Annotated in this window: 22 protein-coding genes and 1 tRNA gene; 6 read left to right on the top strand and 17 right to left on the bottom strand. The window is 61.5% G+C overall.

The window, feature by feature from the left end; all coding sequences use genetic code 11:
• On the top strand, nucleotides 1-334 hold a 334-nt coding region (locus B9A19_RS20520; RefSeq protein WP_139799029.1), incomplete at its 5' end, for an integrase core domain-containing protein.
• 122 nt (nucleotides 335-456) lie between these two features.
• On the opposite strand, the gene thrC is transcribed toward B9A19_RS20520, so the two are convergent.
• The 5 genes from thrC to B9A19_RS20495 all read right to left on the bottom strand — a co-directional run bounded on the left by thrC (nucleotide 457) and on the right by B9A19_RS20495 (nucleotide 5,249).
• On the bottom strand, nucleotides 457-1,890 hold the full coding sequence (thrC, locus tag B9A19_RS20515) for a threonine synthase (RefSeq protein WP_084093022.1): 1,434 nt from the start codon (nucleotides 1,888-1,890) through the stop codon (nucleotides 457-459).
• A 3-nt stretch (nucleotides 1,891-1,893) separates the two neighbouring features.
• A complete protein-coding gene (locus B9A19_RS20510) occupies nucleotides 1,894-2,202 on the bottom strand; it encodes an antibiotic biosynthesis monooxygenase family protein (RefSeq protein WP_084093021.1) in 309 nt (102 codons plus the stop codon).
• A 5-nt stretch (nucleotides 2,203-2,207) separates the two neighbouring features.
• The gene (locus B9A19_RS20505) at nucleotides 2,208-2,597 is read right to left on the bottom strand and encodes a hypothetical protein (RefSeq protein WP_084093020.1); all 390 of its coding nucleotides are present in this window, start codon (nucleotides 2,595-2,597) and stop codon (nucleotides 2,208-2,210) included.
• 31 nt (nucleotides 2,598-2,628) lie between these two features.
• Nucleotides 2,629-3,939, bottom strand: coding sequence for a homoserine dehydrogenase (locus tag B9A19_RS20500; RefSeq protein ID WP_084093019.1), 1,311 nt, complete (start codon nucleotides 3,937-3,939; stop codon nucleotides 2,629-2,631).
• 80 nt (nucleotides 3,940-4,019) lie between these two features.
• Nucleotides 4,020-5,249 (bottom strand): pyridoxal phosphate-dependent aminotransferase, encoded by a 1,230-nt coding sequence (locus tag B9A19_RS20495; protein ID WP_084093018.1) that lies wholly within the window; start codon nucleotides 5,247-5,249, stop codon nucleotides 4,020-4,022.
• 131 nt (nucleotides 5,250-5,380) lie between these two features.
• Between B9A19_RS20495 and B9A19_RS20490 the strand changes: the two genes are divergently transcribed.
• Nucleotides 5,381-5,749 (top strand): Mth938-like domain-containing protein, encoded by a 369-nt coding sequence (locus B9A19_RS20490; RefSeq protein ID WP_084093017.1) that lies wholly within the window; start codon nucleotides 5,381-5,383, stop codon nucleotides 5,747-5,749.
• A 15-nt stretch (nucleotides 5,750-5,764) separates the two neighbouring features.
• Here B9A19_RS20490 and B9A19_RS20485 read toward each other — a convergent pair whose 3' ends face one another.
• Nucleotides 5,765-6,232 (bottom strand): YiiD C-terminal domain-containing protein, encoded by a 468-nt coding sequence (locus tag B9A19_RS20485; RefSeq protein ID WP_084093016.1) that lies wholly within the window; start codon nucleotides 6,230-6,232, stop codon nucleotides 5,765-5,767.
• Between the two features lie 9 nt (nucleotides 6,233-6,241).
• Nucleotides 6,242-7,702 (bottom strand): DEAD/DEAH box helicase, encoded by a 1,461-nt coding sequence (locus B9A19_RS20480; protein WP_084093015.1) that lies wholly within the window; start codon nucleotides 7,700-7,702, stop codon nucleotides 6,242-6,244.
• Between the two features lie 151 nt (nucleotides 7,703-7,853).
• Between B9A19_RS20480 and prmB the strand changes: the two genes are divergently transcribed.
• Entirely contained in the window at nucleotides 7,854-8,762 is a 909-nt protein-coding gene (gene prmB, locus B9A19_RS20475) for a 50S ribosomal protein L3 N(5)-glutamine methyltransferase (RefSeq protein ID WP_084093014.1), read from the top strand.
• Nucleotides 8,763-8,827: 65 nt separating this feature from the next.
• On the opposite strand, the gene B9A19_RS20470 is transcribed toward prmB, so the two are convergent.
• The 3 genes from B9A19_RS20470 to B9A19_RS20460 form a co-directional block, all read right to left on the bottom strand.
• Nucleotides 8,828-9,730 carry an ATP-binding response regulator gene (locus B9A19_RS20470; RefSeq protein ID WP_084093013.1) on the bottom strand — a complete coding sequence of 301 codons (903 nt, stop codon included), beginning with the start codon at nucleotides 9,728-9,730 and terminating at the stop codon, nucleotides 8,828-8,830.
• A 63-nt stretch (nucleotides 9,731-9,793) separates the two neighbouring features.
• Nucleotides 9,794-10,564: a ParA family protein gene (locus B9A19_RS20465; RefSeq protein ID WP_084093012.1), complete on the bottom strand. Its 771-nt coding sequence runs from the start codon at nucleotides 10,562-10,564 to the stop codon at nucleotides 9,794-9,796.
• A gap of 113 nt (nucleotides 10,565-10,677) precedes the next feature.
• Nucleotides 10,678-11,502 carry an ankyrin repeat domain-containing protein gene (locus B9A19_RS20460; protein WP_084093011.1) on the bottom strand — a complete coding sequence of 275 codons (825 nt, stop codon included), beginning with the start codon at nucleotides 11,500-11,502 and terminating at the stop codon, nucleotides 10,678-10,680.
• A gap of 150 nt (nucleotides 11,503-11,652) precedes the next feature.
• Between B9A19_RS20460 and htpG the strand changes: the two genes are divergently transcribed.
• Nucleotides 11,653-13,533 (top strand): molecular chaperone HtpG, encoded by a 1,881-nt coding sequence (gene htpG / locus B9A19_RS20455; RefSeq protein WP_084093010.1) that lies wholly within the window; start codon nucleotides 11,653-11,655, stop codon nucleotides 13,531-13,533.
• Between the two features lie 63 nt (nucleotides 13,534-13,596).
• Here htpG and B9A19_RS20450 read toward each other — a convergent pair whose 3' ends face one another.
• Together B9A19_RS20450 and B9A19_RS20445 are read right to left on the bottom strand one after the other, a co-directional pair.
• Nucleotides 13,597-14,025, bottom strand: a complete 429-nt coding sequence (locus tag B9A19_RS20450; protein ID WP_084093009.1) for a PilZ domain-containing protein — start codon at nucleotides 14,023-14,025, stop codon at nucleotides 13,597-13,599.
• A gap of 111 nt (nucleotides 14,026-14,136) precedes the next feature.
• Nucleotides 14,137-14,221, bottom strand: a tRNA-Leu gene (locus B9A19_RS20445).
• Nucleotides 14,222-14,386: 165 nt separating this feature from the next.
• Between B9A19_RS20445 and B9A19_RS20440 the strand changes: the two genes are divergently transcribed.
• The gene (locus tag B9A19_RS20440; protein WP_176217045.1) at nucleotides 14,387-15,340 is read left to right on the top strand and encodes an ankyrin repeat domain-containing protein; all 954 of its coding nucleotides are present in this window, start codon (nucleotides 14,387-14,389) and stop codon (nucleotides 15,338-15,340) included.
• A 28-nt stretch (nucleotides 15,341-15,368) separates the two neighbouring features.
• Here the strand turns inward: B9A19_RS20440 and B9A19_RS20435 are convergent, their stop codons facing one another.
• Nucleotides 15,369-15,710 carry an FKBP-type peptidyl-prolyl cis-trans isomerase gene (locus B9A19_RS20435; RefSeq protein WP_084093007.1) on the bottom strand — a complete coding sequence of 114 codons (342 nt, stop codon included), beginning with the start codon at nucleotides 15,708-15,710 and terminating at the stop codon, nucleotides 15,369-15,371.
• Between the two features lie 136 nt (nucleotides 15,711-15,846).
• Complete coding sequence (locus tag B9A19_RS20430; RefSeq protein ID WP_084093006.1) at nucleotides 15,847-18,354, bottom strand: beta-N-acetylhexosaminidase; 2,508 nt, start codon at nucleotides 18,352-18,354, stop codon at nucleotides 15,847-15,849.
• Nucleotides 18,355-18,518: 164 nt separating this feature from the next.
• Here B9A19_RS20430 and purL point away from each other — a divergent pair, with 164 nt between their 5' ends.
• A complete protein-coding gene (gene purL, locus B9A19_RS20425; protein ID WP_084093005.1) occupies nucleotides 18,519-22,475 on the top strand; it encodes a phosphoribosylformylglycinamidine synthase in 3,957 nt (1,318 codons plus the stop codon).
• A gap of 92 nt (nucleotides 22,476-22,567) precedes the next feature.
• Here the strand turns inward: purL and B9A19_RS20420 are convergent, their stop codons facing one another.
• The 3 genes from B9A19_RS20420 to B9A19_RS20410 form a co-directional block, all read right to left on the bottom strand.
• Nucleotides 22,568-23,332, bottom strand: a complete 765-nt coding sequence (locus B9A19_RS20420; protein ID WP_176217044.1) for an EF-hand domain-containing protein — start codon at nucleotides 23,330-23,332, stop codon at nucleotides 22,568-22,570.
• A gap of 274 nt (nucleotides 23,333-23,606) precedes the next feature.
• Nucleotides 23,607-24,704, bottom strand: coding sequence for an ATP-binding protein (locus tag B9A19_RS20415; protein WP_084093003.1), 1,098 nt, complete (start codon nucleotides 24,702-24,704; stop codon nucleotides 23,607-23,609).
• Entirely contained in the window at nucleotides 24,692-25,447 is a 756-nt protein-coding gene (locus tag B9A19_RS20410) for a response regulator (RefSeq protein WP_245804394.1), read from the bottom strand. The genes B9A19_RS20415 and B9A19_RS20410 overlap by 13 nt, the downstream gene beginning before the upstream one ends.
• Nucleotides 25,448-26,351: the final 904 nt, after the last annotated feature.

The following is a 26,351-nucleotide window of genomic DNA, read 5'->3' as shown; positions in this document are numbered from 1 at the left end:
ACTGGGAGTCACCATAGAGCGTGTCATCACTGACAATGGACCGGCGTTCCACTCGCACGCCTTCGGGGATGCCTGCGCAGCGTTGGGTATCCGCCAGCGCTTCACGCGGGCCTACCGGCCGCAGACCAATGGCAAGGCGGAGCGCTTTATCCAATCAGCCCTGCGCGAATGGGCGTATGGGTGTGCCTATTCGAACTCGACGCAACGCCGGGCGGCCCTGCCCGTATGGACGCATTTCTACAACTGGCATCGGCAACATCATGGGATTGCTTGCAAGACGCCAGCGTCCCGTCTCCCACTCGCAGGAAACAACGTCTTGACTCTTCACAGCTAGCTTCCATGACCTCGTCCTGTTCAGGCGAGCAGTGCCTGTCTGTCTTTCGCTGGTCTTCCCTGTGGGGCATCCCCAATAAAAAACCGGCCCTCAGGCCGGTTTTTTATTGGGGAGCAAAGCAATCAAACCGCAATCCGCTCGCGCAGATAGGCCTTGATGGCTTCGGCATCGGCTTCCAGCGCATCAAAGCGCTGCGGCAGTTGCTCCAGGCCTGCCAAGCCAGCCGGGCGGGCGGGGTTGATGCCGAGGGCTTCGCGCATGGTGTCTTCGAACTTGGCCGGCAGCGCGGTTTCCATGATCACGGTGACCACGTTGCTGTCGCGGTGGGCTTTGGCAGCCTTGTAGCCGTCGGCGGTGTGCGGGTCGATCTGCACGCCGTATTTGTCGAATACTTCGCGGATGCTGGCGATGCGGTCGGCGTGGGTGCTGGCTTCGGAGCGGAAGCCGTAGGTGTCGTGCAGCAGCGCGAACTCGGATTCAGACAGCTTGAAGCCTTCGCCCTTGTCCACCGAACGCCACAGTTCGGCCAGCTTGTTGCTGTCGCGGCCGACCAGGTCGAACACGAAGCGCTCGAGGTTGGATGCCTTGCTGATGTCCATCGACGGGCTGGTGGTCTCGTAGGTCTTGTCCACACCGCGCGGGAAATAGCCGCCGGTCTTGAAGAATTCGTCCAGCACGTCGTTTTCGTTGGTGGCAACGATCAGGCGGCGGATGGGCAGGCCCATCTGGCGCGCGATATGGCCGGCGCAGATGTTGCCGAAGTTGCCCGACGGCACGACGAAGTCCACCGGGTCGCCCACGGTTTTGGCGGCGGAGAAGTAGCCCTTGAAGTAGTACACCACCTGCGCAACGATGCGGCCCCAGTTGATCGAGTTGACCGCGCCGATCTTGTACTGGGCCTTGAAGGCTGCGTCGTTGTTGATGGCCTTGACGATGTCCTGGCAGGCGTCGAAGAAGCCCTTCACCGACAGGTTGAAGATGTTGGCATCCTGCAGGCTGAACATCTGCGCACGCTGGAACGGGCTCATCTTGCCGTAGGGGCTGAGCATGAACACGTTCACGCCGTGCTTGCCGCGCATGGCATATTCGGCGGCCGAGCCGGTATCGCCCGAGGTGGCGCCCACAATGTTGACCTGCTCGCCGCGCTGGTTCAACACGTATTCGAACAGATTGCCCAGCAATTGCATGGCCATGTCCTTGAAGGCCAGCGTCGGGCCGTTGGACAGTTCCTGGATGAACAGCGTGTTGTCGAGCTTGATCAGCGGGGTAATGTGCTCGGATTGCGCCTTGGAGCGGCCGTTGCAATACACGGCAGGCGTATAGGTCTTGTCGATCAGTGCCTTGAGATCGGCAGCCGGGATGTCATCGACAAAACGGCTGATGACGGCAAAGGCCAGATCGCGGTAGTTGAGGCCGGCCAGTGCCTGCAGTTGCGCCAGATCGAACTGCGGATAGGTCTCGGGGATCGACAGGCCGCCATCGGGGGCGAGGCCGCCCAGAAGGATGTCGCTGAACGCTTGCGGGGCCATGCCGCCGCGGGTGGAGATATAGCGCATGTTCTACTCTGCTCGCTGCAAGTTCACCGGCTGATAATGCTCAACCGTGGGAAAGGGATGATAAAAATGGTGCAGCAGTGCTTTCCACTGCTGGTATTGCGCCGAGGCGCGGAAACCGACCGTGTGTGCCTCCAGGCTGTCCCAGCGCACCAGCAATGCATAGTGCGCCGGGCGCTCCACGCATTGTTGCAGCTCGTGGCCCAGATAGCCGGGCATGCCGGCGATGATGGCCTGTGCCTGCGCAAAGGCCGCTTCGAAAGCTGCAGTTTGCGCGGGGATCACATCCAGATGGGCGATTTCCAGCACGGCCATGGTGATCAGGGGGCAACCAGTTGTTTGTTCATCTGATCGGCCATGCAGTTGAAGGCCTGGGCAAACATCTTGGCGCCGATAAAGCGCTTGAACCTGGGTGTTTCCACCTCGGCCGCATCCTTGACGCGCAGCAGCCGTGCGGCAACCACCTTGTCGCCGACGAAGCGATCCGCCATGCAGGTACATAGCGCGGGGCCGTCCATCTGCAGCTCGAATTCCTTCAGGATGCCGCCCAGCTCGGAGAACTGGTGGTCTTCATCCTTGCTGCAGCTGTCGAAAATCGCCTTGCGATAGATCTCCAGCGTGCTGCCATCGGCACTCTTGCCGGCGGCGCTTGCCAGCGGCATGGCAGCGAGCAGTGCTGTGGTCAGGACAACCTTCAGTGTATTGCGCATTGCCATGTCTCCGTGTGGGTCTATTGCCTGATCAGCCGTTCAGATGCTCAAGCCGCAGCTTGACCACCTTGCCGTTGATCGAATCCAGTGCCTCGATCTTGGCCAGTGCGGCGTTGACGTTCTTCTCCACCGCCAGATGGGTGATGATGATGATGTCGGCGCGGCCGTCGTCCGTCACTTCCTTCTGCAGCATGGCGTCCACCGAGATGCCACCATCGGCCAGCAATCGGGTGACATCGGCCAGCACACCAGGCTGGTCTTGCGCGTTCAGGCGCAGGTAGTAACAGGTTTCTACTTCGTCGATCGGCAGGATGGGCAAGTCAGCCATCGCGCTGGGCTGGAAGGCCAGGTGCGGCACGCGGTGTTCCGGGTCGGCAGTGTGCAGGCGGGTGATGTCGACCAGATCGGCAATCACCGACGAGGCCGTCGGCTCGGCGCCGGCGCCCGGGCCGTAATACATGGTGGCGCCCACGGCGTCGCCCTTCACCAGCACGGCGTTCATCACGCCGTCCACATTGGCGATCAGGCGCTTGGCCGGGATCAGCGTCGGCGCTACGCGCAGCTCGATGCCGTGCGGGCGGCGGCGGGTCACGCCCAAGAGCTTGATGCGATAGCCCAGCTCTTGCGCGTATTTGATGTCGGCCGCATCCAGCTTGCTGATGCCTTCCAGATAGGCCTTGTCGAACTGGACCGGAATGCCGAAGGCAATCGCGCTCATGATGGTGAGCTTGTGTGCCGCGTCATGGCCTTCGATGTCGAAGGTCGGGTCGGCTTCGGCATAGCCCAGGCGTTGTGCTTCTTTCAGCACGTCGGCAAAGGCCGCGCCCTTGTCGCGCATTTCGGTCAGGATGAAATTGCTGGTGCCGTTGATGATGCCGGCCACCCATTCGATAGTGTTGGCTGTCAGGCCCTCGCGCAGCGCCTTGATCACCGGGATGCCACCGGCAACCGCAGCTTCGAAGGCCACCATCACGCCCTTGGCTTGCGCCTTGGCAAAGATTTCGTTGCCGTATTCCGCAATCAGCTTCTTGTTGGCGGTGACCACGTGTTTGCCGTTCTCGATAGCCGCCAGCACCACATCCTTGGCAACGGTGGTGCCGCCGATCAGTTCAACCACGATGTCGATATCGGGGTGACGGGCAATGGCCAGCGCATCGTCGAGCAGCTCGACGCCTTCGCCCAGTGCGGCGCGGGCGCGGGCCAGATCACGGCTGGCTGCAGCGCGCACCACGATGGGACGGCCGGCGCGGCGGGCGATTTCCTCGCAGTTGCGTTTCAATACGGTGGCGGTGCCGCCACCTACAGTCCCCACGCCACAGATGCCTACATGGATCGGTTTCATTGCGCTCTCTCTCTTTCAATTTCAATGCTTGTACGTGGCGCGAGGCGGACCACAGGGCCGCCTCGCGCAGAATGCCAGTATCAGTTGCTACCGTGACGTTTTCGATATGCCGCGAAGAAACGGTCCAGCCGGCCCAGTGCCACGTCGAGATCATCGGCGTTGGGCAGGAACACCAGGCGGAAGTGATCCGGTGTGGGCCAGTTGAAGCCGGTGCCCTGCACCAGCAGTACTTTTTCTTCCTGCAGCAATTCCAGCATCAGTTGCTGGTCATCGGTAACCGGGTAAATCTTCGGGTCCAGCTTGGGGAACATGTACAGCGCGGCCTTGGGCTTCACGCAGCTGATGCCCGGCACGCTGGTGAGGAAGTCATAGGCGATATCGCGCTGGCGCGCCAGCCGGCCACCCGGCGCCACCAGATCGTTGATGCTCTGATAGCCGCCCAGCGCGGTCTGGATGGCGTATTGCGCCGGCACGTTGGCACACAAGCGCATGGTGGACAGGATGTTGAGACCGTCGATGTAATCGCGCGCGATCTTCTTGTTGCCCGACACCACCATCCAGCCGGCACGGTAGCCACAGGCGCGGTAGTTCTTGGACAGGCCGTTGAAGGTAACGAACAGCAGGTCGTCGGCCAGCGAGGCGATCGAGGTATGCGTGGCGCCGTCGTACAGCACCTTGTCGTAGATTTCGTCGGCGTAGACGATGAGCTGGTGCTGGCGGGCGATCTCGACCAGCTCTTTCAGCACGTCATCCGGGTACAGCGCGCCGGTCGGGTTGTTCGGGTTGATGATGACGATGGCCTTGGTGCGCTCGGTGATCTTGGCGCGGATATCGTCCAGCGCCGGCAGCCAGCCATTGCTTTCGTCGCAGATATAGTGGCGCGGCTTGCCGCCGGCCAGGCTGACCGCTGCAGTCCACAGCGGGTAATCGGGCGCCGGCACCAGCACTTCGTCGCCATTGTTCAGCAGGCCCTGCATGGCCATCACGATCAGCTCGGACGCGCCATTGCCGATATAGATGTCATCCACCGTCACATCGGCAATCTTTTTTTCCTGCGTGTAGTGCATGACGGCCTTGCGGGCCTGGAACAGGCCCTTGCTGTCCACATAGCCGGCCGCATTGGGCAGGTTGCGGATCACGTCCTGCACCACCTCTTCCGGCGCATCGAAGCCGAAGGTGGCCAGGTTGCCGATGTTCAGCTTGATGATGCGGTGGCCGTCCTCTTCCATCTGGCGCGCTCGCTCGGGCACCGGGCCACGGATTTCGTAGCAGACGTTGAGGAGCTTGCTGGATTTGAGAATGGCTTCCATCGGGATTGCGCCAGGTGCGTCAGGGAAACCTCGTATTCTATCGAAAGAATGGCCGCTGCGGCGCGACAAACTCACCGTGATGGCAGCGTTACAGTTCCGCTAAAATGATGGCCTGAACAAAAGGCCCGCGCATGAAACTCCACCACACCTCGGCAGACCACCTGAATCAGTTCACCACCTATGGCGATGGCTTCGTCAAGATCAATGGCGTTGACTATCGCGGCAGCGTGATCGTGACGCAGACCGAGGTGCGCGAATGGCGCCCGGCACGCTTTGAAGACCTCACCGAGGCCGATTTTGCCTGCCTGCTGGAACTTAAGCCGGAGATGGTATTGTTCGGCACCGGCAAGGGCATCCGCTTTCCGCACCCCAAGCTCACGCGTGCGCTGGCCGAGGCCCATGTCGGCCTCGACATGATGGATACCGGCGCGATGTGCCGCACCTTCAATATCCTGACCGCCGAAGAGCGGCGCGTGGTGGCGGTGTTGCTGGGCGAGTGATGGCCGGAGCGGTGCTCAGGCGGTAGCGGAGGGGTTGCCGGCTGGCAGGGCAGTGGCCACATACAGCCCGGAAAACAGCGCAACCGTTTCTCCTTGCGCGTCCAGCAGCGTGACCTGCACCGACAGCCGCGCCTTGTTGCGGCGGCTTAACGTTTGCAGGAAGCGCTGCGCGGTGTATTGATCCACCGGCAGCGGCCGGGCGAACAGATCGTCACGCAGGGGCGCGATGAACTCGGTGTTGCCGGTCTGGATCACCACATCGTAACCATCGCCGGCCAGCACACTGGTGCTCATCCAGCCCGCAATGGTGGCCAGTGTCGACAGGCTGCCACCAAAGGCAGTGCCATGGTCGTTGTGGTTGGCGGCAAACGGTGCAGTCAGATACCAGGCAAAGGGGGTGCCCTCTACTTGCACCTGCATCGCCGCCAGCACCGGAAAGCCGTCATTCAGACGGCGGGTCCAGTGGCGGGCGAAGTCCACCATGTGCGCTGCTTACTCTTTCGGCGCGGCCGGCTTGCGCGGCGGCAGGAAGAGGGCGGCGATCTGCTGTAGCGGTTGCTTGCGGATCAGCGGCATGGTCGGGATATCCAGATCATCCGGACGCGAGCGTTCGCGGCGCGGCGCCTGCTCTGCGCGCGGTGCGGCGGTGTAGGTGCGATGCTCGTTGTTGTCCTGGCGCTGGGCACGCTCATGGCGGCCAAAGCGCTCTGCCGGGCGGTCGCTGCGCTCGGCGCGATGTTCACGGCTGCGCTCGTTACGCTCATTACGCTCGCTGCGTTCCGGGCGGGGCGGTGGTGCCAGCGGTTCGGTACCGGGCGAAAAACCGGGCACCGGGATCAGCGGCAGTTCTTTCTTGATCAGCTTCTGGATCAGCGCGTAAGGCTTGTCCTCACCCGGATCGACCAGCGAGATCGCCACGCCCTTGGCGCCGGCCCGGCCAGTGCGGCCGATGCGGTGCACATAGTCTTCCGGGTTGTTGGGCAGCTCGAAGTTGACCACGAAGGGCAGCTCGGAAATATCCAGACCGCGTGCCGCCACGTCGGTGGCAACCAGAATCTGCAGTGTGCCGGCCTTGAAGCGCTCCAATGTTTCCATGCGCGAGCGCTGGTCGCGGTCGCCGTGGATGGCCTCGCAATCGAAACCGCCGCGCTTGAGCGCGCGCGCCACAGTGTCTGCACCCTGCTTGGTGCGGTTGAACACGATGACCTGGCTCATTGCATGGCTGCGAATCAGGTGGGCCAGCAGTGCCGGCTTGCGGAAGGTCTCGCACGGGTGCAGCAATTGCTCGACGTTCTCGTTGGTGGCGTTCTGTCGTGCCACTTCCACTAATGCGGGGTTGGTCAGGAACTCGCTGGCGAGTTTCTTGATTTCGGGCGAGAAGGTGGCCGAGAACAGCAGCGTCTGCTTGCGGTTGGTCAGCAAGCCGATGATTTTCTTGATGTCGAGGATGAAGCCCATGTCCAGCATGCGGTCGGCTTCGTCCAGCACCAGGATCTCGACCTGCGACAGGTTCACGTTCTTTTGCTGTACGTGATCAAGCAGACGGCCGGGGGTGGCGACCAGCACTTCAACGCCGGCGCGCAGGGTAGCGGTCTGATCCTTGATGTCCACGCCGCCGAATACCACGTGCGGGCGCAGAGCCAGATGCTTGCCATAGGCCTTGACGTTGTCGAACACCTGGTCGGCCAGTTCGCGCGTCGGCGTCAGCACCAGTGCGCGCACCGGGTGGCGTGCCGGCGATGCGCCGGTATTGGCGTGCGGTGCCAGCTTGGACAGGATGGGCAGCGTGAAGGCAGCCGTCTTGCCGGTGCCGGTTTGCGCCGCGCCGAGCACGTCGCGGCCAGCCAGCACCAAGGGAATGGCTTGCGCCTGAATCGGGGTCGGGTTTTCGTAACCGGTGTCGGCCACGGCCCGCAGCACCTCGGGAGCAAGCCCGAGTGTGGAGAATGTCATGCGTTCAATACTCCGGCGGCGCGCAACATCAGGGGAGACGCGCCAACAGCTTGATGGAAAAGGCAGAAATGTACACCAAGCCCCTGTTTCTGCATACCTTGAAGGGTTAATCGGCTAAACTGGCGCCCAAACCGGTTCCAAGGAGGCTGCCATGTACGATATCGCCCAGCAACAACTCGTGACCCTGCGTGACTGCCTGCGCTTTGCCGTCAGCCGTTTTGGCGAAGCCGAGCTGTTCTACGGCCACGGCACCGACAACGCCTTTGACGAGGCTGCCTACCTGCTGCTGTCGCTGCTCAAGCTGCCCATCGACCAGCTGGAACCGTTCCTGGATGCCCGCCTGCTCGACGAAGAGCGCGCCGCGGTGGTGGAGGCCATCCGCCGCCGCGCCGAAGAGCACGTGCCGGTAGCCTACCTCACTCACGAGGCCTGGCTGGGCGAATACAAGTTCTTTGTCGACGAGCGCACCATCGTGCCGCGCTCCTTCATTGCCGAGCTGCTGTTCAACGACGCGCTGGAGCCTTGGATCGAGCACCCGGAGCTGGTCAATCGTGCACTCGACCTATGCACCGGCTCGGGCTGCCTGGCCATCCTGCTGGCCGAGCACTACCCGGCAGCCGAAGTTGACGCGGTGGACCTGAGCCCGGATGCGCTCGATGTGGCCGAAATCAACGTGGCCGACTACAACCTGGGCGAACGCATCGATCTGATCGATGGTGATCTGCTTGAGCCGCTGGCCGGCGAGACCTATGATCTGATCGTATCCAACCCGCCCTATGTCGATGCGCCGAGCATGGAAGAACTGCCGATGGAGTACCGGCACGAACCGCAGATGGCACTGGGCAGCGGCGTGGACGGCCTCGACATCACCCGTCGCATCATCGAGAAAGCCACCACTTTCCTCAACCCGAACGGCGTGCTGGTGGTCGAGATCGGCCACAACCGCGACGTGCTGGAAGCGGACTATCCCGAGCTGCCGTTCGTGTGGCTGGATACCGCCAGCGGCGACGGCTTCGTGTTCCTGCTGACGCGTGAGATGCTGGAAGAGGCTGGGTTTTGATCCTCTTGGCCCACCGACAATAAAAAAACCGCCCACAGGGCGGTTTTTTTATTGGGCAGAAGCGGCTACTTCGCTTTTACGCGCGCCACCACCTGATTGCCCTTGCCCTGATACTCCACGTGATCGAATGACAGCATGCGTGCCATCGAAATGCCACGGCCGTGGGGGTCGAAGGCACGGTCGGGCGAGAATTCGAGGAAGGGCTTCCAGTCGAAGCCGTTGCCCTCGTCGGTGATTTCGAATACCAGATGGTTGTCGTCGCGGCGGAAGCGTACGCACACGCGCCGGCTGGCGTAGCTGGGGTGGCCCAGCCGGTCGCTCACTTCATCGTGCCAGCGGCCCAGTTGCAGCAAGCGGGTTTTCTCACCGTAGCTGATGCCGAGGTTGCCATGCTCGACCGCGTTGACCAGCAGCTCGGACAGGCCAAGTGCGACTTTTTGCGGGTCCGGGCAGGCGTTGGAGAGCAGCAGGGTGAGCTGGCGTGCTTCGTCCAGGGTCTGAAACTGGAATTCGCCGCTCTGCAGCAGGCGATAGCTAGAGGCCTGGTTGGAGACTTGCGCTTCGAGCTGTTTCTTTTCTCGGTGAAAACTGACCGCGGCAGCGACGATGGCCAGCAGCATGTCGCGCTGGAAGGGCTTGATCAGATAGTAATACGCACCGGCGGCCAAGCCCTCGCGCACGTTCTCGGCCGCGCCCACGGCGGTCTGCATGATGATGGGCACGTGCTCGAACTCGGGGCGCTGCTTCAGGCGTGCCAGCAGCGCCATGCCGTCCATGCGCGGCATCATGCGGTCGAGCAGGATGGCGTCGAAGGCTTTGTCGTTGGCCAGCACGTTCCAGGCCGCTTCGCCGTCGTCGGCGGTGACAACTTCATAATCTTCATCCAGCAGGTGTTCGCTGAGGATTTCCAGATTGAAGGGCTCGTCGTCCACGATCAATACGCGGGCGCGCTCGCTCTGCGTCGGCATCGGCGCTGTCCTTTCCAGATCAGTCTGCAACATGGCTAGTATAGTAGTAATTCCTGATTTTTCTTACGCAGGCAAGGCTGCGTAGAGGGCGGCAAATTCGTTGGCCAGCTTGTGCTTGGCGTCCATGTACACCACGGGCAATGCCCGCTCATGCGATTCGCGTATTTTGACTGATGCAGACAGAAACTGGGTGAGTACCGGCAGCCCCTGCTCCTGCAATTCGCTCACCATACGCTGCGGCAGGTTGGCGCGTGGCTGAAACTGGTTGACCACAATGCCCTCGATCTTGAGCGCTGCGTTGTGGTCGGCGCGGATTTCGTCCACCCGCTCGATCAGCCCCAGCAGGGCCTGGCGCGAGAATGCATCGCAATCGAAGGGAATCAGGCAGCCGCTGGCGGCAATCAGTGCCGACAGCGTGAAAAAATTGAGCGCCGGCGGCGTGTCTATCCACACCTCGTCGAAGCGGTCTTCCAGCTCAGCGAGTGTCTCGCGCAGCTTGTAGATCTTGTAGCGCGCTTCCAGCTTGTTTTGCTGCTCGGCAATCGACGGGTGCGACGGTAGCACATACAGATTGTCGAACGGCGTGGCGTGGATGAAATCGCCGCTGTCCTTGGCGTAAAGGCTGTAGTTGAGCAACTGGTCGAAAAAACCGCCCAGATGTGGCTCTATGCTGGTGGCGGCGTCGCCCAGCAGATAGCGGCTGGCATTGCCCTGCGGGTCCAGATCAATCACCAGCACCCGCTTGCCGGCCTGCGCGGCGGCAGCGGCGAGGTTCACGGTAATGGTGGACTTGCCGACGCCACCTTTCTGGTTGAACACCACGCGCTTTTTCATGGACTGGCCTGCCTGGATCGAATGGACTGCATTCCGGCTACTATAGGTAGCTTGCTGTGGTGCAACAAGCGTGGCGTGCATGTCATGCGCCTTACACAACAAAAGTGCGTGGCTTATTGTTCTACGTAGTTCTTGTTCAGGCCGTCGTGCGCAGTTGTTTCAGCCTCGATGGCCTGCATCAAGATGGCAGCATTGGCAGGTTTTTTTGCCACCAGTGCCCATTGCACTGCCGTGCGGCCTTTGTTGTCATGCATGCGTGGATCGGCCCCCAGTGCCAGCAGGCAGGGGACCAGTTCCGGCAGGGAAGACTGCGCCGCTTGCATCAGCGCGGTAACGCCATATTCTGCGGCAGCATTGACCGGTACACCGTGTTGCGCCAGCACGCCAAGCCACTGGCAGGCTTCATCACCCGGCAGGGCGTTGTCGTCAAAGACCAGCGGCGAAGTCGCCATATGCAGCAGCGTTTGTTGGCGAACGTCGGTAACCAGCCAGTCTTCAGGGCGCTGGACCAACTCCTGCAGCAGGGTGATGCGCTCGAACAGCGCGGCAAACTGGATGGCGTTCCAGTGCATCGTGCCATCCTGCTTGTAGCGATCAGCGCCGCGAGCCAGCAACTGTCGCGCCAGTGCATCATTGCGGCCACCGATGGCCAGCTGCAGCGGGGTGATGCCTTCCAGTCCGCATTGATTGAGGTCGGCCCGCGGCGAGTTGATCATGGCTTGCAGTGCACGGTTGCGCCACGGGCTGTCGCGCAGGGCTATCAGTTGAAACAGGGTGGGCGCCTTGGCAAAAGAGATAGCCAGATCGCGCTGGAACTTGCCCGGCTGGGTTGCCGTGGCCAGCAGCTCGGCATCGGACATTGTTGGCTCGGGGCAGCGCGGTGGCGCGGCCACCGAGCAGGTGGCAACGAGCAGTGCGAGGATGAGCAACGGGCGCATGGGCGCGGTCCAAAGCGAAGGGACGGTATGCATCATGGCATAACCCTGTGCATTACATGGTCTTGAAACTGCCCGCATAGCCCCCATGTCATTGCCACTTCCGGCGCGCAGCGCCATGTTGTCTACAAGTGATGCCAGGAGATTCAAGCAATGTCCAAGGAAACATTGGGCTTTCAGACCGAAGTGAAGCAACTGCTGCAGTTGATGATTCACTCGCTGTATTCCAACAAGGAAATTTTCCTGCGCGAGCTGGTGTCGAACGCGTCCGACGCGTGCGACAAGCTGCGCTTTGCCGCTACCCAGCATGCCGACCTTTACGAAGGTGATGGCGAGCTGCAGATCAAGGTGTCGTTCGACAAGGATGCGCGCACCATCACCATTGCCGACAACGGCATCGGCATGAGCCGCGACGAGGTGGTGGCGCATATCGGCACCATCGCGCGCTCGGGCACCAAAGAGTTCTTCAGCCAGCTTACTGGTGATTCGGCCAAGGATTCGCACCTGATCGGCCAGTTTGGCGTCGGTTTCTACTCGGCCTTTATCATTGCCGACAAGGTCACGCTGACCACCCGCCGTGCGGGTGAAAAGGAAGCCACGCAGTGGGAATCGGCCGGTGATGGCGAATACACGCTGGAGCAGGTCGACAAGGCCGGTCGCGGCACCGAGATCGTGCTGCACCTGAAAGAAGGCGAGGACGAGTTCCTCAACGACTGGCGCCTGCGCAGCATCATCACCAAGTATTCGGATCACATCAGCCTGCCCATCCTGATGCAGAAGCGGGCCGAATACGATGACGAAGGCAAGGAAATCCCCAGTACCGAGCTGGAGGCCGTCAACCAGGCCAACGCGCTGTGGACACGCAGCAAGAGCGAAATCAGCGACGAGCAGTACAAGGAATTCTACAAGCACGTCGCGCATGACTTTGAAGACCCGCTGGCGTGGAGTCATGCCCGCATCGAAGGCCGTCAGGAATATACCGAGCTGCTGTTCGTGCCCAAGCGCGCGCCGTTCGATCTATATGACCGTGACCGCCGCCATGGCGTGAAACTGTACGTGAAGCGTGTCTTCATCATGGAAGACAGCGAAAAGCTGATGCCGCAATACCTGCGCTTTGTGCGCGGGGTGATCGATTCGGCCGACCTGCCGCTCAATGTCAGCCGCGAAATCCTGCAGCAATCGCGCGATGTCGACAGCATCAAGACCGGTTGCGTGAAGAAGGTGCTGAGCCTGCTGGAAGACCTGCGCGACAACCGTGCCGACGACTACGCGGTGTTCTGGCAGGAGTTCGGCAAGGTGATCAAGGAAGGCGTGGGCGAAGACATCGCCAACAAGGAGCGCATTGCCGGTCTGTGCCGTTTTGCCTCCACCGCTGACGAGGCGGCTGGCGAAGTGGTCGGCCTGGCCGATTATCTGGGCCGACTGAAAGAAGGCCAGGACAAGATTTACTACATCACTGCCGATACGCTCGCGGCGGCCAAGAACAGCCCGCACCTTGAGGTCTTCCGCAAGAAGGGCATCGAAGTATTGTTGCTGGCCGATCGCGTGGACGAATGGCTGGTGAGCAGCCTGAACGAGTTTGATGGCAGGAAACTGCAATCGGTCGCCAAGGGCGAGCTGGACCTGAGCCAGTTCGAGGACGAGGCCGAGAAAAAGCAGCAGGAAGAAGCGGCCAACAACCTCAAGGATGTGCTGGAGGCGATCAAGGGCGCGCTGGGCGAGCAGGTGAAGGATGTGCGTGTCACGCATCGCCTGACTGACAGTCCGGCCTGCCTGGTGGTGGAAAACCACGACATGAGCGCCAATCTGGAGCGCCTGCTCAAGTCGGCCGGCCAGGAAGTGCGCAGCAGCAAGCCGATTCTGGAAATCAATCCGGAGCACGCGCTGGTGCAAAAGCTCAAGGCCGAGGCTGCGGGCGAGCGCTTTGGCGACTGGTCGCAGCTGCTGCTCGATCAGGCTCTGCTGGCCGAAGGCGCACAGCTGGAAGACCCGGCCGCATTCGTCAAGCGGCTGAACAAGCTGGTGCTGGCCTGATTCATCGGGCGCATCAAACAAAAAGACCGCCCTCGGGCGGTCTTTTTGTTGTCTGGCTTGCGCTCAACTGTTGGCTGGCTTGAATGGCGCCGGGTTGCGGCCGGCCAGGTTGCGCTCGAGGAATTGCTTGCCGTCGGCCTTGAACTCGCCAAACTGCACGCCGGTGCGGAACAGGTTGAATTCGCCCGACAGCACGGTATAGACCACGCGGCTTTTGACTTCGACCACCTTGGGAGCCTGGCCGGTGGCCATGGGTGGAATGGAGATCAGTACCGTGACACGGTCTGCAACCGGCAGGCTGTGTTCGGAATGCAGGCTGAAGCCGCTTTTGGAGATATCGAAGATACGGCCGCGAAACGACAGGCGCTGGTCGGCATCCTGATAGACGATGGCAACTTTCCAGTTCACCAGATAGCGCGTTTCACCGCGCGCCTCCCAGTCCGTGCGCAGCTGGTCGGAGAAATCGTCGTTCATCGTGGTGGCGTCGTGCATGGGGGCGTACCCAGGAGGAACACTGTTCCATCATACGACAAAGGCCAAGCCGTTGCGGCCGGGAAACCGCAGAAATGCAAAACGCCGGGATTAACCCGGCGTTTCTGTATCTGGTGCCGACAGTGAGACTCGAACTCACACGGCCTAAGCCACTACCCCCTCAAGATAGCGTGTCTACCAATTTCACCATGTCGGCAGCACCAAATGCGCGATCTCTTGGGAAGATCGACAAGGAGCGCAATAATATATGTGTGACGCGTGGTTTGTCCAGTGCAGATTCTGGGTTCGCCAAGCGGCATTGACTGTGACACACTCGCAGGGAAAACTTTCTTTTGAATTCAGTTTCTTACTTACACTCACCATGAGTCAACGCTTGCGCGCGCTGCTGCAGGACATCGGGCGGCAGGAGCGCTTTCCCGAAAAGCTGGCCGCCCAGTATCCACGCATTGTCGAGAAAATTGCCGACATGTGGGGGCAGGACGCGCTCGACGGTTATTTCGAAGACTTGTTGATCATGGATCGCAATGACCGGCAGGGCTTCCCGCCGGAAATCGGTGCCGAGCTGATGCTGCTGTCGGTGGCGTATCACGAATCGCGCCGCAAGCCGGACCAGGCCGAGGACATCTGGTCCAACGAGCTGATTGCCGCGCGGGATGAGCTGGAGCAGCTCGGCTTTGCGCATACCGTGCAGGACTTTCACCAGAGCGTCAGCACCGGCCAGCAGCAGGCGATGGACCTCTACCTGCGCTCGGGCATGACGCTGGAAACCGAGGATGACCAGGGCTGGACGCCGTTGATGCGCGTGTCGGCAGAGGGCAACAGCCCGATGCTGCAAACCTTGTTGCTGCGCGGCGCCAGGCTGGATGTGCATGATCGTGACGGCTATGGCCCCTTGCACTGGGCTGCCTTGCACGGCCAGGAAGATGTGGTGCGCATCCTCATCGAACACGGCGGGGCGGTGGCCGTGAACGCGTCCAGCCGCAATGGCTTCACCCCGCTGATCCAGGCCGCCAGCGGCGGGCATGTTGCCGTGATCCAGCGCCTGATCGAGGCCGGCGCCTATGTGAATCAGACCACACTGGATGGCTGGACTGCCATGCACAAGGCGGTTGCCAATGGTCAGATTGATGCTGCGATCAAGCTGCTTGATCTGGGGGCTGATCCGCTGGCGGCCTATGCCGATGGCACCACGCCGCTGCAAATGGCACAGGATGCCGGCATGCGCAAGTTGTGCGATGTGATCCGGCTGACGCTCAAGCTGCGCCAGCGGCTGGAGCGCGCCAGCGCCAACAAGCCGGGGCTGGCCCCGGGCTGATCGGTGTCGTTGTTTTGCGGGCGCCGGCTCAGTCGTCGCGCGTCAATACGTCCAGTAGTTCGATTTCAAACACCAGATCGCTGTTGGGCTTGATGTGCTGGCCGATCTGGCGATCGCCGTAGGCGAGGTGCGCCGGGACATAAAGTTTGCGCTTGCCGCCCACCTTCATGCCCATGATGCCCAGATCCCAGCCCTGAATGACGCGGCGGGTGCCGATCACGCACTGGAAAGGCTTGCCCTTGGTGCGGCTGGATTCAAACAGCGTGCCGTCTTCCAGATAGCCGTCGTAGTGGGTGGTGATCAGTGCGCCTTTCACGGCGGTCTTGCCGTCGCCTATGATCAGGTCTTCGATTTCCAGTTCTTCAAACATCGCTTATTCCTTGCCGCGTTCCGCCGGCCAAGGCGCTGTTGTCGCAGAAAAGCGCCGGGCTGGCAATGCATCGGCCGGGCAGGCAACAAAAAGCCCCGCCGGAGCGGGGCTTGCTGCAAGTCGGGCAGGAGGCGGATCAGCTCACGCTGACCACGCGGCCACGACGGTTGGTGGTGGTAAAGGCAGCGATCTTCACCGTGCCGCTCACCGCTACCGGGCCGGTGTACTCGGCCGAGCGGGCCGTCGGCTCGCTGCCATCGGTGGTGTAGCGCAGCGCGAAGCCCGGCGATTCGATATTGGCATGCAGCTTGCCGCCTTCGAGCTTGGCGCCCGGCACCGGCACGCGGTAGCCATAGCCACCGAGGAAGCCATCCAGACGCGGCAGTTCGCGCTGGCCCAGACGGTTGGCAAACTGGTTCCAGTCTGCATCCATCTTTGCATCGCGTGCGGCCTTGTCGGCGATCTGTGTCCAGCCCGGGTCCTTGGCCCAGGCGCGTTCGGCCAGTGCCACGATACGCGGCATGGCCAGGTATTCGAGGCGGCCGGCGTCGCGCAGGTTTTCGCCCCACAGCTCACCCTGGATGCCGATCACGTTCTTGGTACCTTCAGCAGTCAGGCGGGCCTTGTCCTTGAGCGAATCGCCCAGGTCATGGCCGAACAGGTTGACCGTGGCCGTGGTGTAGATATCCAGCGGCACAAACTCGTAAGCCTTGCGCGTGTTGATGAAACCGCCCCAGTAGTAACCCGGCTCGGCCGGGTCTTTCTCGTAGGCGAGGTCGAAGTAAAGGTTGGTGACGTTGCACAGCACTACCTTGTAGCCGGCGTTGGCCAGCTGGTAGGCAAAGTCTTCCTGGCCCCAGCCCCACACGTTGTTCCAGATGTAGGGGCGGAAGTTGGCATCGACGAACTTGGGGTTCGGGCCGTGGTGGGTCACGCCTTCGATGGTTTCTTTCTTCAGCGCGATTTCTTCCCAGCCGCCGAAGGTCAGGCCGTATTTCTTCAGGATGTCGCGATAACGGGCGAGGAAGTGATCCTGCAATTCCACGATGCTGGTCAGGCCGTTGTCCTTCATGAACTTCTGGCAGATTGGCGAGCCTTCCCATGCGCCGTGCGGGACTTCATCGCCACCCGTGTGCATGGTCGTCCACGGTGCACCAGCCTCGGCGTACATGTCCTTCACGTCGTGGATCACGGTTTCGATGAAGTTGTAGGCACCTTCACGCGCGATGCAGATCACGTTGTCGGTCCACAGCTGTACCGATTCGTACTTGGACTTGTCGTCGAAGTCGATCAGCAGGTATTTCTCGGCTTCGGCTTGCTGGCCTGCCTGCACCAGACGGTCATAACGCACGTTCATCGCCTTGATGGCCGAGCGGGCGTGGCCCGGTACGTCGAATTCCGGCACCACTTCGATATGGCGTGCGGTGGCGAACTTGAGGATTTCGACAAACTCGGCACGGGTATAGAAGCCGGTGCCGTGCGAACCTTCGACCTCGGCGCCCGAGCCGAAGCACGGCACCAGGTTGTCGGTTTCGGTAATGGTGAAGCCACGGCCTGAGCCGATCTCGGTCAGCTCCGGCAGGCTCGGAATCTCGACACGCCAGCCTTCGTCGTCGGTGAGGTGGAAGTGGAACTGGTTGAGCTTGTACAGCGCCATGCAATCGAGCAGGCGCAGCACCGATTCCTTGCTGGAGAAGTTGCGGCCCACGTCCAGATGCACGCCACGGTATGCAAAGCGCGGGGCATCGATGACCTTGCCGTGCGGCACAGCCAGTGTCGGCAGCGGGTTGGTGAAGGCATCGACCGGCAGCAACTGGCGCAGCGACTGGATGCCGTTGAACACGCCATGCGCCGAAGCGCCAGTAATCACGATGCCGGCTGCGCCGATATCCAGCTCGTAGGCTTCGTTCGGCGCCAGAGTATCGGTGGTGTTGACCGCACCGACCTTCAGCGTGATGCCGCTGCCGCTGGCAGCGCGTTGCAGCCATACGCCGCTGACGTCGTGAATGATCGATTGCAGCAGCGCCGCTTCGCCGGCCAGATCGCTGCCGTAAACGATGGCGGTACCGGCGTCGATCACATAGCTGCCGCCGCCAAACTGGGCCGACAGCGGAGTAGGGGTAATCTTGCCGACTTCCGCAGCCGGCAGCACGCTCAGTTTTTCATTGGCGGCATAGCGTGTGGCCGGGGTAACCGGTGCAACCTTGTCGGCGCCGTTGCGGTTGAGCACTTCCGGGCGGGTGAACGGCACGATGTGCGGATCGCCAATCGCCTCGGCGCGCGCATTCGGCGTACCGTCGTTGTAGACGATATAGAAGCCCAGCAGCGCGTCAGTCTCCTGAATCACCCAGAAGATGCCGGTGTAGCGGATCACGCGCGATTCGCCCGGTTGCAGCGTGCCGAAATCAGCGGTAGGAGTGAAGCGCGACAGGTCGCCATTCACGTGAGATACCGCAACGCCGCCGGTGACGCTTTCCGGGCGGATCTTGCGCGCGGTGTTGAAATACAGCCCCCAGCCGGAGGCGGACAGCGGAACAGCGGAGCGGTTGGTGAGGGTCAGTTCGGCAATGAAATTGTCGCCATCGTGACCGTTCTGGATACATTCCCACTTGAGTTGCAGTTGGGCGCCGGCGGGTTGACTCATTGTTGTTGGCTCCGTGCGGATAGGATCGACTCGGCTGCCTGTAACCCAGGCAGCATCGGCTACAGTGTAGAAGTAATGACCGATAGCCGCCAGCCGACGCGAGGCCGCGCCATTTCCGGTACAATTACGCCTTTGATTTCCTGCTAATTTTTTGGAACCCCCTGATGGCAGACGTTCTCAGCTTGCGCGGCGGCAACGCGCTTTCCGCTTTCCGACTCGAAAAACTGCGTGCAGCACTGGCTGCCGAAGGCATCACTGCCAAGCTGTACGGCGAGTACTGGCACTTTGTGGAAGTGAATGCACCGCTCGACGACGCTGGGAAGTCAACGCTGGATCGCATCCTGCATTACGGTGATCCGGCGCAGCCGGGCCAGGATGTGGGCAGCCTGCTGCTGGTATTGCCGCGCCTGGGCACCATTTCGCCTTGGTCGTCCAAGGCCACCGATATCGCGCAGCACTGTGGTTTGCCGCAGGTGGCGCGTGTCGAGCGCGGCCTGGCCGTCTACGCCAGCAAGGAAGGCGGCGTGCCGCTGTCCACCGCCGAGAAGAATGTACTGCGTGCACTGGTGCACGACCGCATGACCGAGCAGGTGTTCGAGACACTGGATGCCGGCAAGGAGCTGTTCCGCCATTTCGAGCCGGCACCGTTCACCACTGTCGATGTGCTGGCGGGTGGCAAGCCGGCCCTGGAAAAGGCCAACGTCGAATTCGGCCTGGCGCTGTCCGACGACGAAATCGACTATCTGGTGGAGAACTTCACCAAGCTGCAGCGCAACCCGACCGACGTCGAACTGACCATGTTCGCGCAGGCCAACTCCGAGCACTGCCGCCACAAGATTTTCAACGCTGGCTACGTCATCGATGGCGAGGCACAGCCGTACAGCCTGTTCGGCATGATCCGCGAATCGCACAAGGCATCGCCGGAAGGCACCGTGGTGGCGTATTCCGACAACTCGTCGGTGATTGAGGGCGCCAAGATTGGCCGCTTCTATCCGCAGCCGGGTAGCAATCAGTATGCATATCAGGAAGAGCAGACCCACATCCTGATGAAGGTGGAAACGCACAACCACCCGACCGCCATTTCGCCCTTCCCGGGCGCGGCCACCGGCAATGGTGGTGAAATCCGCGACGAGGGCGCGACCGGCCGTGGCTCCAAGCCCAAGGCGGGCCTGACCGGTTTTACCGTCTCCAACCTGAATATCCCCGGTGCCATCCAGCCGTGGGAAGACCCTGCCTATGGCAAGCCCGAGCGCATAGCCAGCGCGCTGGACATCATGATCGAAGGCCCGATCGGCGGCGCCGCATTCAACAACGAATTCGGCCGCCCCAACCTGACCGGCTACTTCCGTACCTTTGAGGAAGACTTCAACGGCGAGCGTCGTGGTTATCACAAGCCCATCATGCTGGCCGGTGGTCTGGGCAACATCCGCGACATCCACGTCGGCAAGCACAGCCTGCCGGAAGGTAGCCTGCTGATCCAGCTGGGCGGTCCGGGCATGCTGATCGGCATGGGCGGCGGCGCGGCATCGTCGATGGCGACCGGCGCCAACGCGGCAGACCTTGATTTTGACTCGGTGCAGCGCGGCAACCCGGAAATCGAACGCCGTGCGCAGGAAGTAATCGACCGCTGCTGGCAGCTGGGCGACAACAACCCGATCCGCTCGATTCACGATGTGGGCGCGGGCGGTATCTCCAACGCCTTCCCCGAGCTGGTGAACGATGCTGGCCAGGGCGCGATCTTTGACCTGCGCAAGGTCAATATCGAAGAAAAAGGCATGAGCCCCAAGGAAATCTGGTCCAACGAATCGCAAGAGCGCTATGTGCTCGGCATCGCCCCGGCCGACCTGATGCAATTCGAGGCCATCTGCGAGCGTGAGCGTTGCCCGTTCGCGGTGATCGGCCGCACCACCGATCGCAAGCAACTGGTGGTGGAAGACCCGCACTTCGGCAACAAGCCGGTTGATATGCCGATGGACGTGCTGTTGGGCAAGCCGCCGAAGATGACGCGCGACGTGCAGCGCATCAAGCCCGAGCTGGCCATGTTCGATTCGTCGGCGCTGGAAATCAAGGAATCGCTGTACCGCGTGCTGCGCCTGCCGGCGGTGGCCAGCAAGAACTTCCTGATCACCATTGGTGATCGTACCGTGGGCGGCTATACCGCACGCGATCAGTTTGTTGGCCCGTGGCAAGTACCGGTGGCCGACGTGGCGGTGACCGCCATGGGTTACGACACCTGGCTGGGCGAAGCGATGGCCATGGGCGAGCGCACCCCGCTGGCGCTGATCTCCGGCCCGGCCTCGGGCCGCATGGCGGTGGGCGAGGCGCTGACCAATCTGGCTGCGGCATCCATCGCCAAGATCGGCGACATCAAACTGTCCGCCAACTGGATGGCCCCGGCCGGTCACCCGGGCGAAGACGCCAACCTGTATGACACCGTGAAGGCTGTCGGCCTCGACCTGTGCCGCGAACTGGGTATTTCGATTCCGGTCGGCAAGGACTCGATGTCGATGAAGACGGTGTGGGACGAGCAGGGCGCCAAGAAACAGGTGACTGCACCGTTGTCGCTGGTGATTTCGGGCTTTGCCCCGGTTACCGACGTGCGCAAGACGCTGACCCCGCAACTGGTCAACGCCAACGATACCGATTTGCTCCTGATCGATCTGGGTGATGGCAAATGCCGTCTGGGTGGTTCGGCACTGGCGCAGGTCTACAAACAGGTGGGCCAGTGGTCGCCGGATGTGGTCAGCGTGCCGCACCTGAAGGCTTTCTTCGAGACCGTGCAGAAGCTTAATGCCGAAGGCAAGATTCTGGCTTATCACGACCGTGGTGATGGTGGCCTGATCACCACCGTGGCGGAAATGATGTTTGCCAGCCATGTCGGTGTGACGCTGGAAATCGACGAAGCGTGCATCGAGCGCCGCCGCCGTGCCCGTGAAGACGGCGAACTGAGCGAGGACGATATCGCCCGCGCCGAGAACGGTCGCGCCATGGGCGTGCTGTTCAATGAAGAACTGGGCGCCGTGCTGCAGGTGAAGCGCAGCAATACCGCTGCCGTGATCGCCGCGTTTGCCAATGCCGGCATCCGCAGCGAGCTGCACGTGATCGGTTCGGTCAACAAGGATGACACGCTGAAGATCAAGAAGCGCAACCGCCTGATTCTGGATGAATCGCGCGTGGCGCTGCAAAAGGCCTGGGCGGAAACCAGCTGGCAGATCCAGCGCTTGCGCGACAATCCTGCCTGCGCCGACAGCGAGTACGCGCGCCTGGATGACAAACACGACAAGGGCTTGTTCGCCAAGCTGAGCTTCGACCCGTCTGAGGACGTGGCTGCCGCCGTAATCGCCAAGGCCGGCGACAACCGCCCGCGCGTGGCAGTGCTGCGCGAGCAGGGCGTGAACGGCCACGTGGAAATGGCGGCTGCGTTCAATCGCGCCGGTTTTGCCGCCGTTGACGTGCACATGAGCGACATCATCAGTGGTCGCGTGTCGCTGAAGGATTTCCGTGGCATCGCCGCCTGCGGCGGTTTCAGTTACGGTGACGTGCTGGGCGCCGGCGAAGGCTGGGCCAAGAGCATCCTGTTCAACGCCACCGCGCGTGCCGAATTCGAAGCCTTCTTTGCCCGCCCGGATACCTTTGGCTTGGGCGTCTGCAACGGTTGCCAGATGATGGCCAACCTGGCTGGCATCATTCCGGGTGCAGAGGCTTGGCCGAAGTTCACCCGCAACCAGTCCGAGCAATTCGAGGCCCGCTTCGTGATGGCCGAACTGCCGCAATCGCCGTCGCTGTTCTTCGGCGGCATGGCCGGTAGCCAGTTCCCGGTGGTGGTCAGCCATGGCGAGGGTTTTGCCAACTTCAGCCAGCAAGGCGACATCAAGCAGGCCATCGTTGCCATGCGCTATGTGGACAACGCCGGCAAGGCGACCGAGGTCTATCCGGCCAACCCGAACGGCAGCCCGCAAGGCATTGCCGGTGTGACGACTGCAGACGGCCGCTTCTCGATCATGATGCCGCACCCGGAGCGCGTGTTCCGCACCGTGCAGAACTCGTGGCACCCGGAAAACTGGGGCGAGGATGGCCCGTGGATGCGCATGTTCCGCAATGCACGCAAGTGGATCGGTTAAGCCGCCACGATGTCCGCCGTATCAATGATGCGGCGGACGACAAAAAAGCCGGTGCAATGCACCGGCTTTTTTTATTGCTACAGGCGTGCCGATCAGGCCGTCACCGTGACCTGATTGCTGGTGCTGCTGCTGTCGCTCGTGCTGCTGGTACCGCTGGTGTATTGCTGTAGCAGCCGCGAGATGAAAGCCAGGCGGTTATCGCCTGAGTTGCTGCTGGTGCTGTCCGTGCTGCTGCTGGCGCTCGTGCTGCCATAACTGCTGGTTGACGAGGAGTCGCTGCTGGCCTGATGGTGGTGATGGCCATGACGGCCCTGTGCCTGCATCTGCTGGGCAAAGGTATCGAACTCGCTCTGGCTGATGCTGCCGTCGCCATCGGTGTCCATCTTCTTGAACAGTTCATCGAGCTTGCTGCTGCTCGATGCGCTACTGGCCGAGCTGGTGCTACTGGTGGCATCGGTCGCACTGACGCTGCTGCTGTCATCGCTGTCGCCGTCACCATCGCCCTCCGGCGGCGGGGGCGGCGGCATGCCGCCAGCCTGCATGCGCATTTGCTGGAACTGGCTGGACAGCTGGTCGTGCATGGCTTTCAGCCCGCTGGCCAGCTCGTCCTTGCTGACGCTGCCGTCGCCATCGGTATCGAGCTTTTTCAGCATGTCGGCGGCAGACACGCTGCTGCCGCTGCCCGATTGCGGGGCTTTGTCGATCAGCGATTGCAGCTCGTCGCTATTGAGCGAACCACTGCCGTCGGTATCTATTTCGGAAAACAGCTTGCTGAAGTCGGGGCCGCGCTTGTTGCTGGCGGAAGACGTCGCATAGCTGGCATAAGTGCTACTGCTTGAGACACCACTGATGCTCATGACTAACCTCCTGTAGATGAAGGCCCGCACCGAACCGCGTCGCCATCTATCCATGTGGCTTGGGCCGGGGCTCATCTGCTGCTCAGGATGCGTGTCCCATTCTCGCATCCGGCGCTGCGCCTGTGCCGCACATGATCGTCATGTACGGGCCGGGCGACTTGCGGGCCTTGTCATCTTCCACCTGCCATGTATGCATGGCATGTCGGTTTTGTATCTTCTCTTTACAGTCAAACAAGCGGCTGACGGGGGGGCGCGCTGGTGTGCTGGTCAGGGCTCAGTGCGGGCGCTGTCGCGGCAGCACCAGTGTGGCGATCAGCCCCTCTGGCTGCGCATTGTGCAGTGTCAGGCTGCCACCATGTGCCAGTGCGATGTCGCGGGCGATGGATAACCCCAATCCCACGCCGCCGGTCTGGCGGTTGCGCGAATCATCGATGCGATAGAACGGTGCAAATACAGCTTCGAGCTGATTGTCAGGCAAGCCCGGGCCATGGTCGTGTATCTCGATGCAGCACTCGTCCCGGCTGTCGATGATGTGCACTTCCGCGCCGTTGCCGTAGCGCTGGGCATTTTCCAGCAGGTTGTTCAGGCAGCGCTTGAGTGCAACCGGCTGGGCATGAATGGCTTGCGCCTCGCCGCTGACTCGCAACGGTGCCTGCGGATTGTCCAGATCATCGGCCAGGCTGTGCACCAGTGCGGCAATATCCAGCAGTTGCCGTCCCTCGGGCTGCGCCTGGCCGCGCAGGTAGTCGAGCGTGGCCGTCAGCATGCCGTTCATTTCTGCCAGATCAATCTGCACCCGCTCGCGCAGCTCGGGTGCCTCGATGGCCTCACAGCGCAGGCGCAAGCGGGTCAACGGGGTGCGCAGATCGTGCGATACCGCTGCCAGAAAACGGCTGCGCTCGTCGATTTGCGCGCGCAGCTGGGCCTGCATGCGGTTGAAGGCATCGGCGGTATGACGTGCCTCGGCAGGGCCGGTTGGTGCCAGCGGTGGCGATTGCAGATTCTGCCCCAGCGCAACGGCTGCGTCAGACAGCCGGCTCATCGGCTTGGAGAGCCAGCGCGCGCCGATCCATGCCGTCAGTGCCAGCACCAGCAGGCGGATCAGTTGATCCAGCCACACTATGGGGTGGCGCATCGGCGGCGCCTGCAGTATGCGCGGCGGAAAGTGGAACTCGGGTGGCGGCGGGCGATCCTGCATGTGGCCGACCGGTGGCGGTGGCCCCACCCACTCGCTCCGGTGCGGTGGCGGCCGGTGTGCTTGCGGGGCCAGCGTGAAGAACACCACGCTGCCCAACAGGTGGCTGGCAATCAGCCCGACGAAAAACAGCACGAACAGCCGGGCAAAGAAAGTGTCCGGTATCAGTCGGCGCACGCAACGACCTCGGCGTCAAACACATAGCCTTCGCCGCGTATGGTCTTGATGAGCTTGGGTTCGCGTGGATCGTCCGATAGCTTCTGCCGTACGCGCGACACCAGCAGGTCTATGCTGCGGTCAAAGGCCTCGATGCTGCGGCCACGGGCCAGGTCCAGCAGAAGGTCGCGGCTCAATACCCGGTGTGGCGCATCCAGAAACACCATCAGCAGGCGGAACTCGGCATTCGACAGCGGCACCACCATGTTTGAGGGTGTGGTGAGCTGGCGCCGCAGCACGCTCAGATGCCAGCCGGCAAAACGGTAGGCAATCGGCGCGACATCCTGCTTCTGCTTGGCGCCGTTGCGGCTGCGGCGCAGCACGGTCTGGATGCGCGCCACCAGCTCGCGCGGCTCGAACGGCTTGGGCAGATAGTCATCCGCGCCCATCTCCAGCCCGATCACGCGATCCAGCGGATCACCGCGTGCGGTCAGCATGATGACGGGCAGGTCGGATTGCTGGCGCAGGTTGCGGCACAGCGACAGGCCGTCCTCGCCGGGCAGCATCAGGTCCAGCACCAGCAGCTGATAGTGATGCTCGTGCATCAGTGCATGCATCTCGTCGCCATTGCCGGCCTTGTCGACCTCATAGCCATAGTCGCCCAGGTAGGCAGCCAGCAGATCACGGATATCGGGATCGTCGTCGACAATCAACAGGCGGGTCACGCTGGCAGCGGCCGTCGATGGGGTGGGCAAAGCAGTCAATCCGACCTTCCTTCTAGCAAATTCAAAACTGGCACGGCTCAGCATACGGCTTCATACCGCAGCGTATATTTCTGCTTTGTATCGCTGCTGGCAGTGCCCCAATTGCATATATATAACCGAGCCGCAGCCCGGTATGTAAACAGCTCACCTTAGTGGTGGTTGAACGGAGCGACCCGATGCGCTGCGTTTCACCACTGCGGCATGAAGTGCATCTTGCATATATACAACGCGCGCTCGCGCGGAAACGAAGACAGCCGGTGAGAGGGTGGCATCTATATGTGCATATCCCGCCCGCCAGGCAGGATGATCATCAAACAAACAGCCCCGCATCGCGGGGCTGTTTGTTTTCGGGGTGTCTGCGCGGTTTCAGGTGTCGCTGATGGTGTTTGGCCTGCTGCACAGCCCAAGGCCGGTGCTTTTCGCGCTGTTTGGTCGTCTTACTGTCTATTTTTTGAGCAGTTCGTGTGTCTGGCCGGCAGATTTGGGGGCGGCGCAGGCATTTTTGGCCTGTTTTGCAGGGTTGGTGCTTCAAGGTGCGCTGGAGAGACTGCAGAGGTTCACTGATTCTGGCGCCAGACGGCGGTGGTCTGGTGTGTTACAGATCAATGACTTAGTGGTTTAGGTGAAGAATTTTGCGTTGAAGTGTTGACGACTTCAGAGGGGGTGCGTATATTTCGGTTTCTCCGCTGCAGACACAGCGAAAGACGAAGCGAAACGAAGAGTTTAGCAGAGTTTTTCGGTGGCGCAGCAAACGATCTTTAACAAATTACAGCCGATGAGTGTGAGTGCTTGAAGAAGACATCAAGTGCTCGCACTAAGACAGAAAGAAACAAAGTACAACTTTGTTGATTTCTTGAGTTTTGTGAGCGCGAAAAGTAGTAACAGAGATTGAACTAAAGAGTTT

This window comes from Andreprevotia lacus DSM 23236 (assembly GCF_900176275.1).
Lineage (GTDB): Bacteria > Pseudomonadota > Gammaproteobacteria > Burkholderiales > Chitinibacteraceae > Andreprevotia > Andreprevotia lacus.
Note: the sequence above shows the minus strand (reverse complement) of the source record. Positions and strands in the feature narration are given on the sequence as shown.

Excerpts from the sequence above, each read along its gene's own strand:
- thrC (WP_084093022.1), bottom strand. The coding sequence starts at position 1,890 with ATGCGCTATATCTCCACCCGCGGCGGCATGGCCCCGCAAGCGTTCAGC.
- B9A19_RS20510 (WP_084093021.1), bottom strand. The coding sequence starts at position 2,202 with ATGGCCGTGCTGGAAATCGCCCATCTGGATGTGATCCCCGCGCAAACT.
- B9A19_RS20505 (WP_084093020.1), bottom strand. The coding sequence starts at position 2,597 with ATGCGCAATACACTGAAGGTTGTCCTGACCACAGCACTGCTCGCTGCC.
- B9A19_RS20500 (WP_084093019.1), bottom strand. The coding sequence starts at position 3,939 with ATGAAACCGATCCATGTAGGCATCTGTGGCGTGGGGACTGTAGGTGGC.
- B9A19_RS20495 (WP_084093018.1), bottom strand. The coding sequence starts at position 5,249 with ATGGAAGCCATTCTCAAATCCAGCAAGCTCCTCAACGTCTGCTACGAA.
- B9A19_RS20490 (WP_084093017.1), top strand. The coding sequence starts at position 5,381 with ATGAAACTCCACCACACCTCGGCAGACCACCTGAATCAGTTCACCACC.
- B9A19_RS20485 (WP_084093016.1), bottom strand. The coding sequence starts at position 6,232 with ATGGTGGACTTCGCCCGCCACTGGACCCGCCGTCTGAATGACGGCTTT.
- B9A19_RS20480 (WP_084093015.1), bottom strand. The coding sequence starts at position 7,702 with ATGACATTCTCCACACTCGGGCTTGCTCCCGAGGTGCTGCGGGCCGTG.
- prmB (WP_084093014.1), top strand. The coding sequence starts at position 7,854 with ATGTACGATATCGCCCAGCAACAACTCGTGACCCTGCGTGACTGCCTG.
- B9A19_RS20470 (WP_084093013.1), bottom strand. The coding sequence starts at position 9,730 with ATGCCGACGCAGAGCGAGCGCGCCCGCGTATTGATCGTGGACGACGAG.
- B9A19_RS20465 (WP_084093012.1), bottom strand. The coding sequence starts at position 10,564 with ATGAAAAAGCGCGTGGTGTTCAACCAGAAAGGTGGCGTCGGCAAGTCC.
- B9A19_RS20460 (WP_084093011.1), bottom strand. The coding sequence starts at position 11,502 with ATGCGCCCGTTGCTCATCCTCGCACTGCTCGTTGCCACCTGCTCGGTG.
- htpG (WP_084093010.1), top strand. The coding sequence starts at position 11,653 with ATGTCCAAGGAAACATTGGGCTTTCAGACCGAAGTGAAGCAACTGCTG.
- B9A19_RS20450 (WP_084093009.1), bottom strand. The coding sequence starts at position 14,025 with ATGCACGACGCCACCACGATGAACGACGATTTCTCCGACCAGCTGCGC.
- B9A19_RS20440 (WP_176217045.1), top strand. The coding sequence starts at position 14,387 with ATGAGTCAACGCTTGCGCGCGCTGCTGCAGGACATCGGGCGGCAGGAG.
- B9A19_RS20435 (WP_084093007.1), bottom strand. The coding sequence starts at position 15,710 with ATGTTTGAAGAACTGGAAATCGAAGACCTGATCATAGGCGACGGCAAG.
- B9A19_RS20430 (WP_084093006.1), bottom strand. The coding sequence starts at position 18,354 with ATGAGTCAACCCGCCGGCGCCCAACTGCAACTCAAGTGGGAATGTATC.
- purL (WP_084093005.1), top strand. The coding sequence starts at position 18,519 with ATGGCAGACGTTCTCAGCTTGCGCGGCGGCAACGCGCTTTCCGCTTTC.
- B9A19_RS20420 (WP_176217044.1), bottom strand. The coding sequence starts at position 23,332 with ATGAGCATCAGTGGTGTCTCAAGCAGTAGCACTTATGCCAGCTATGCG.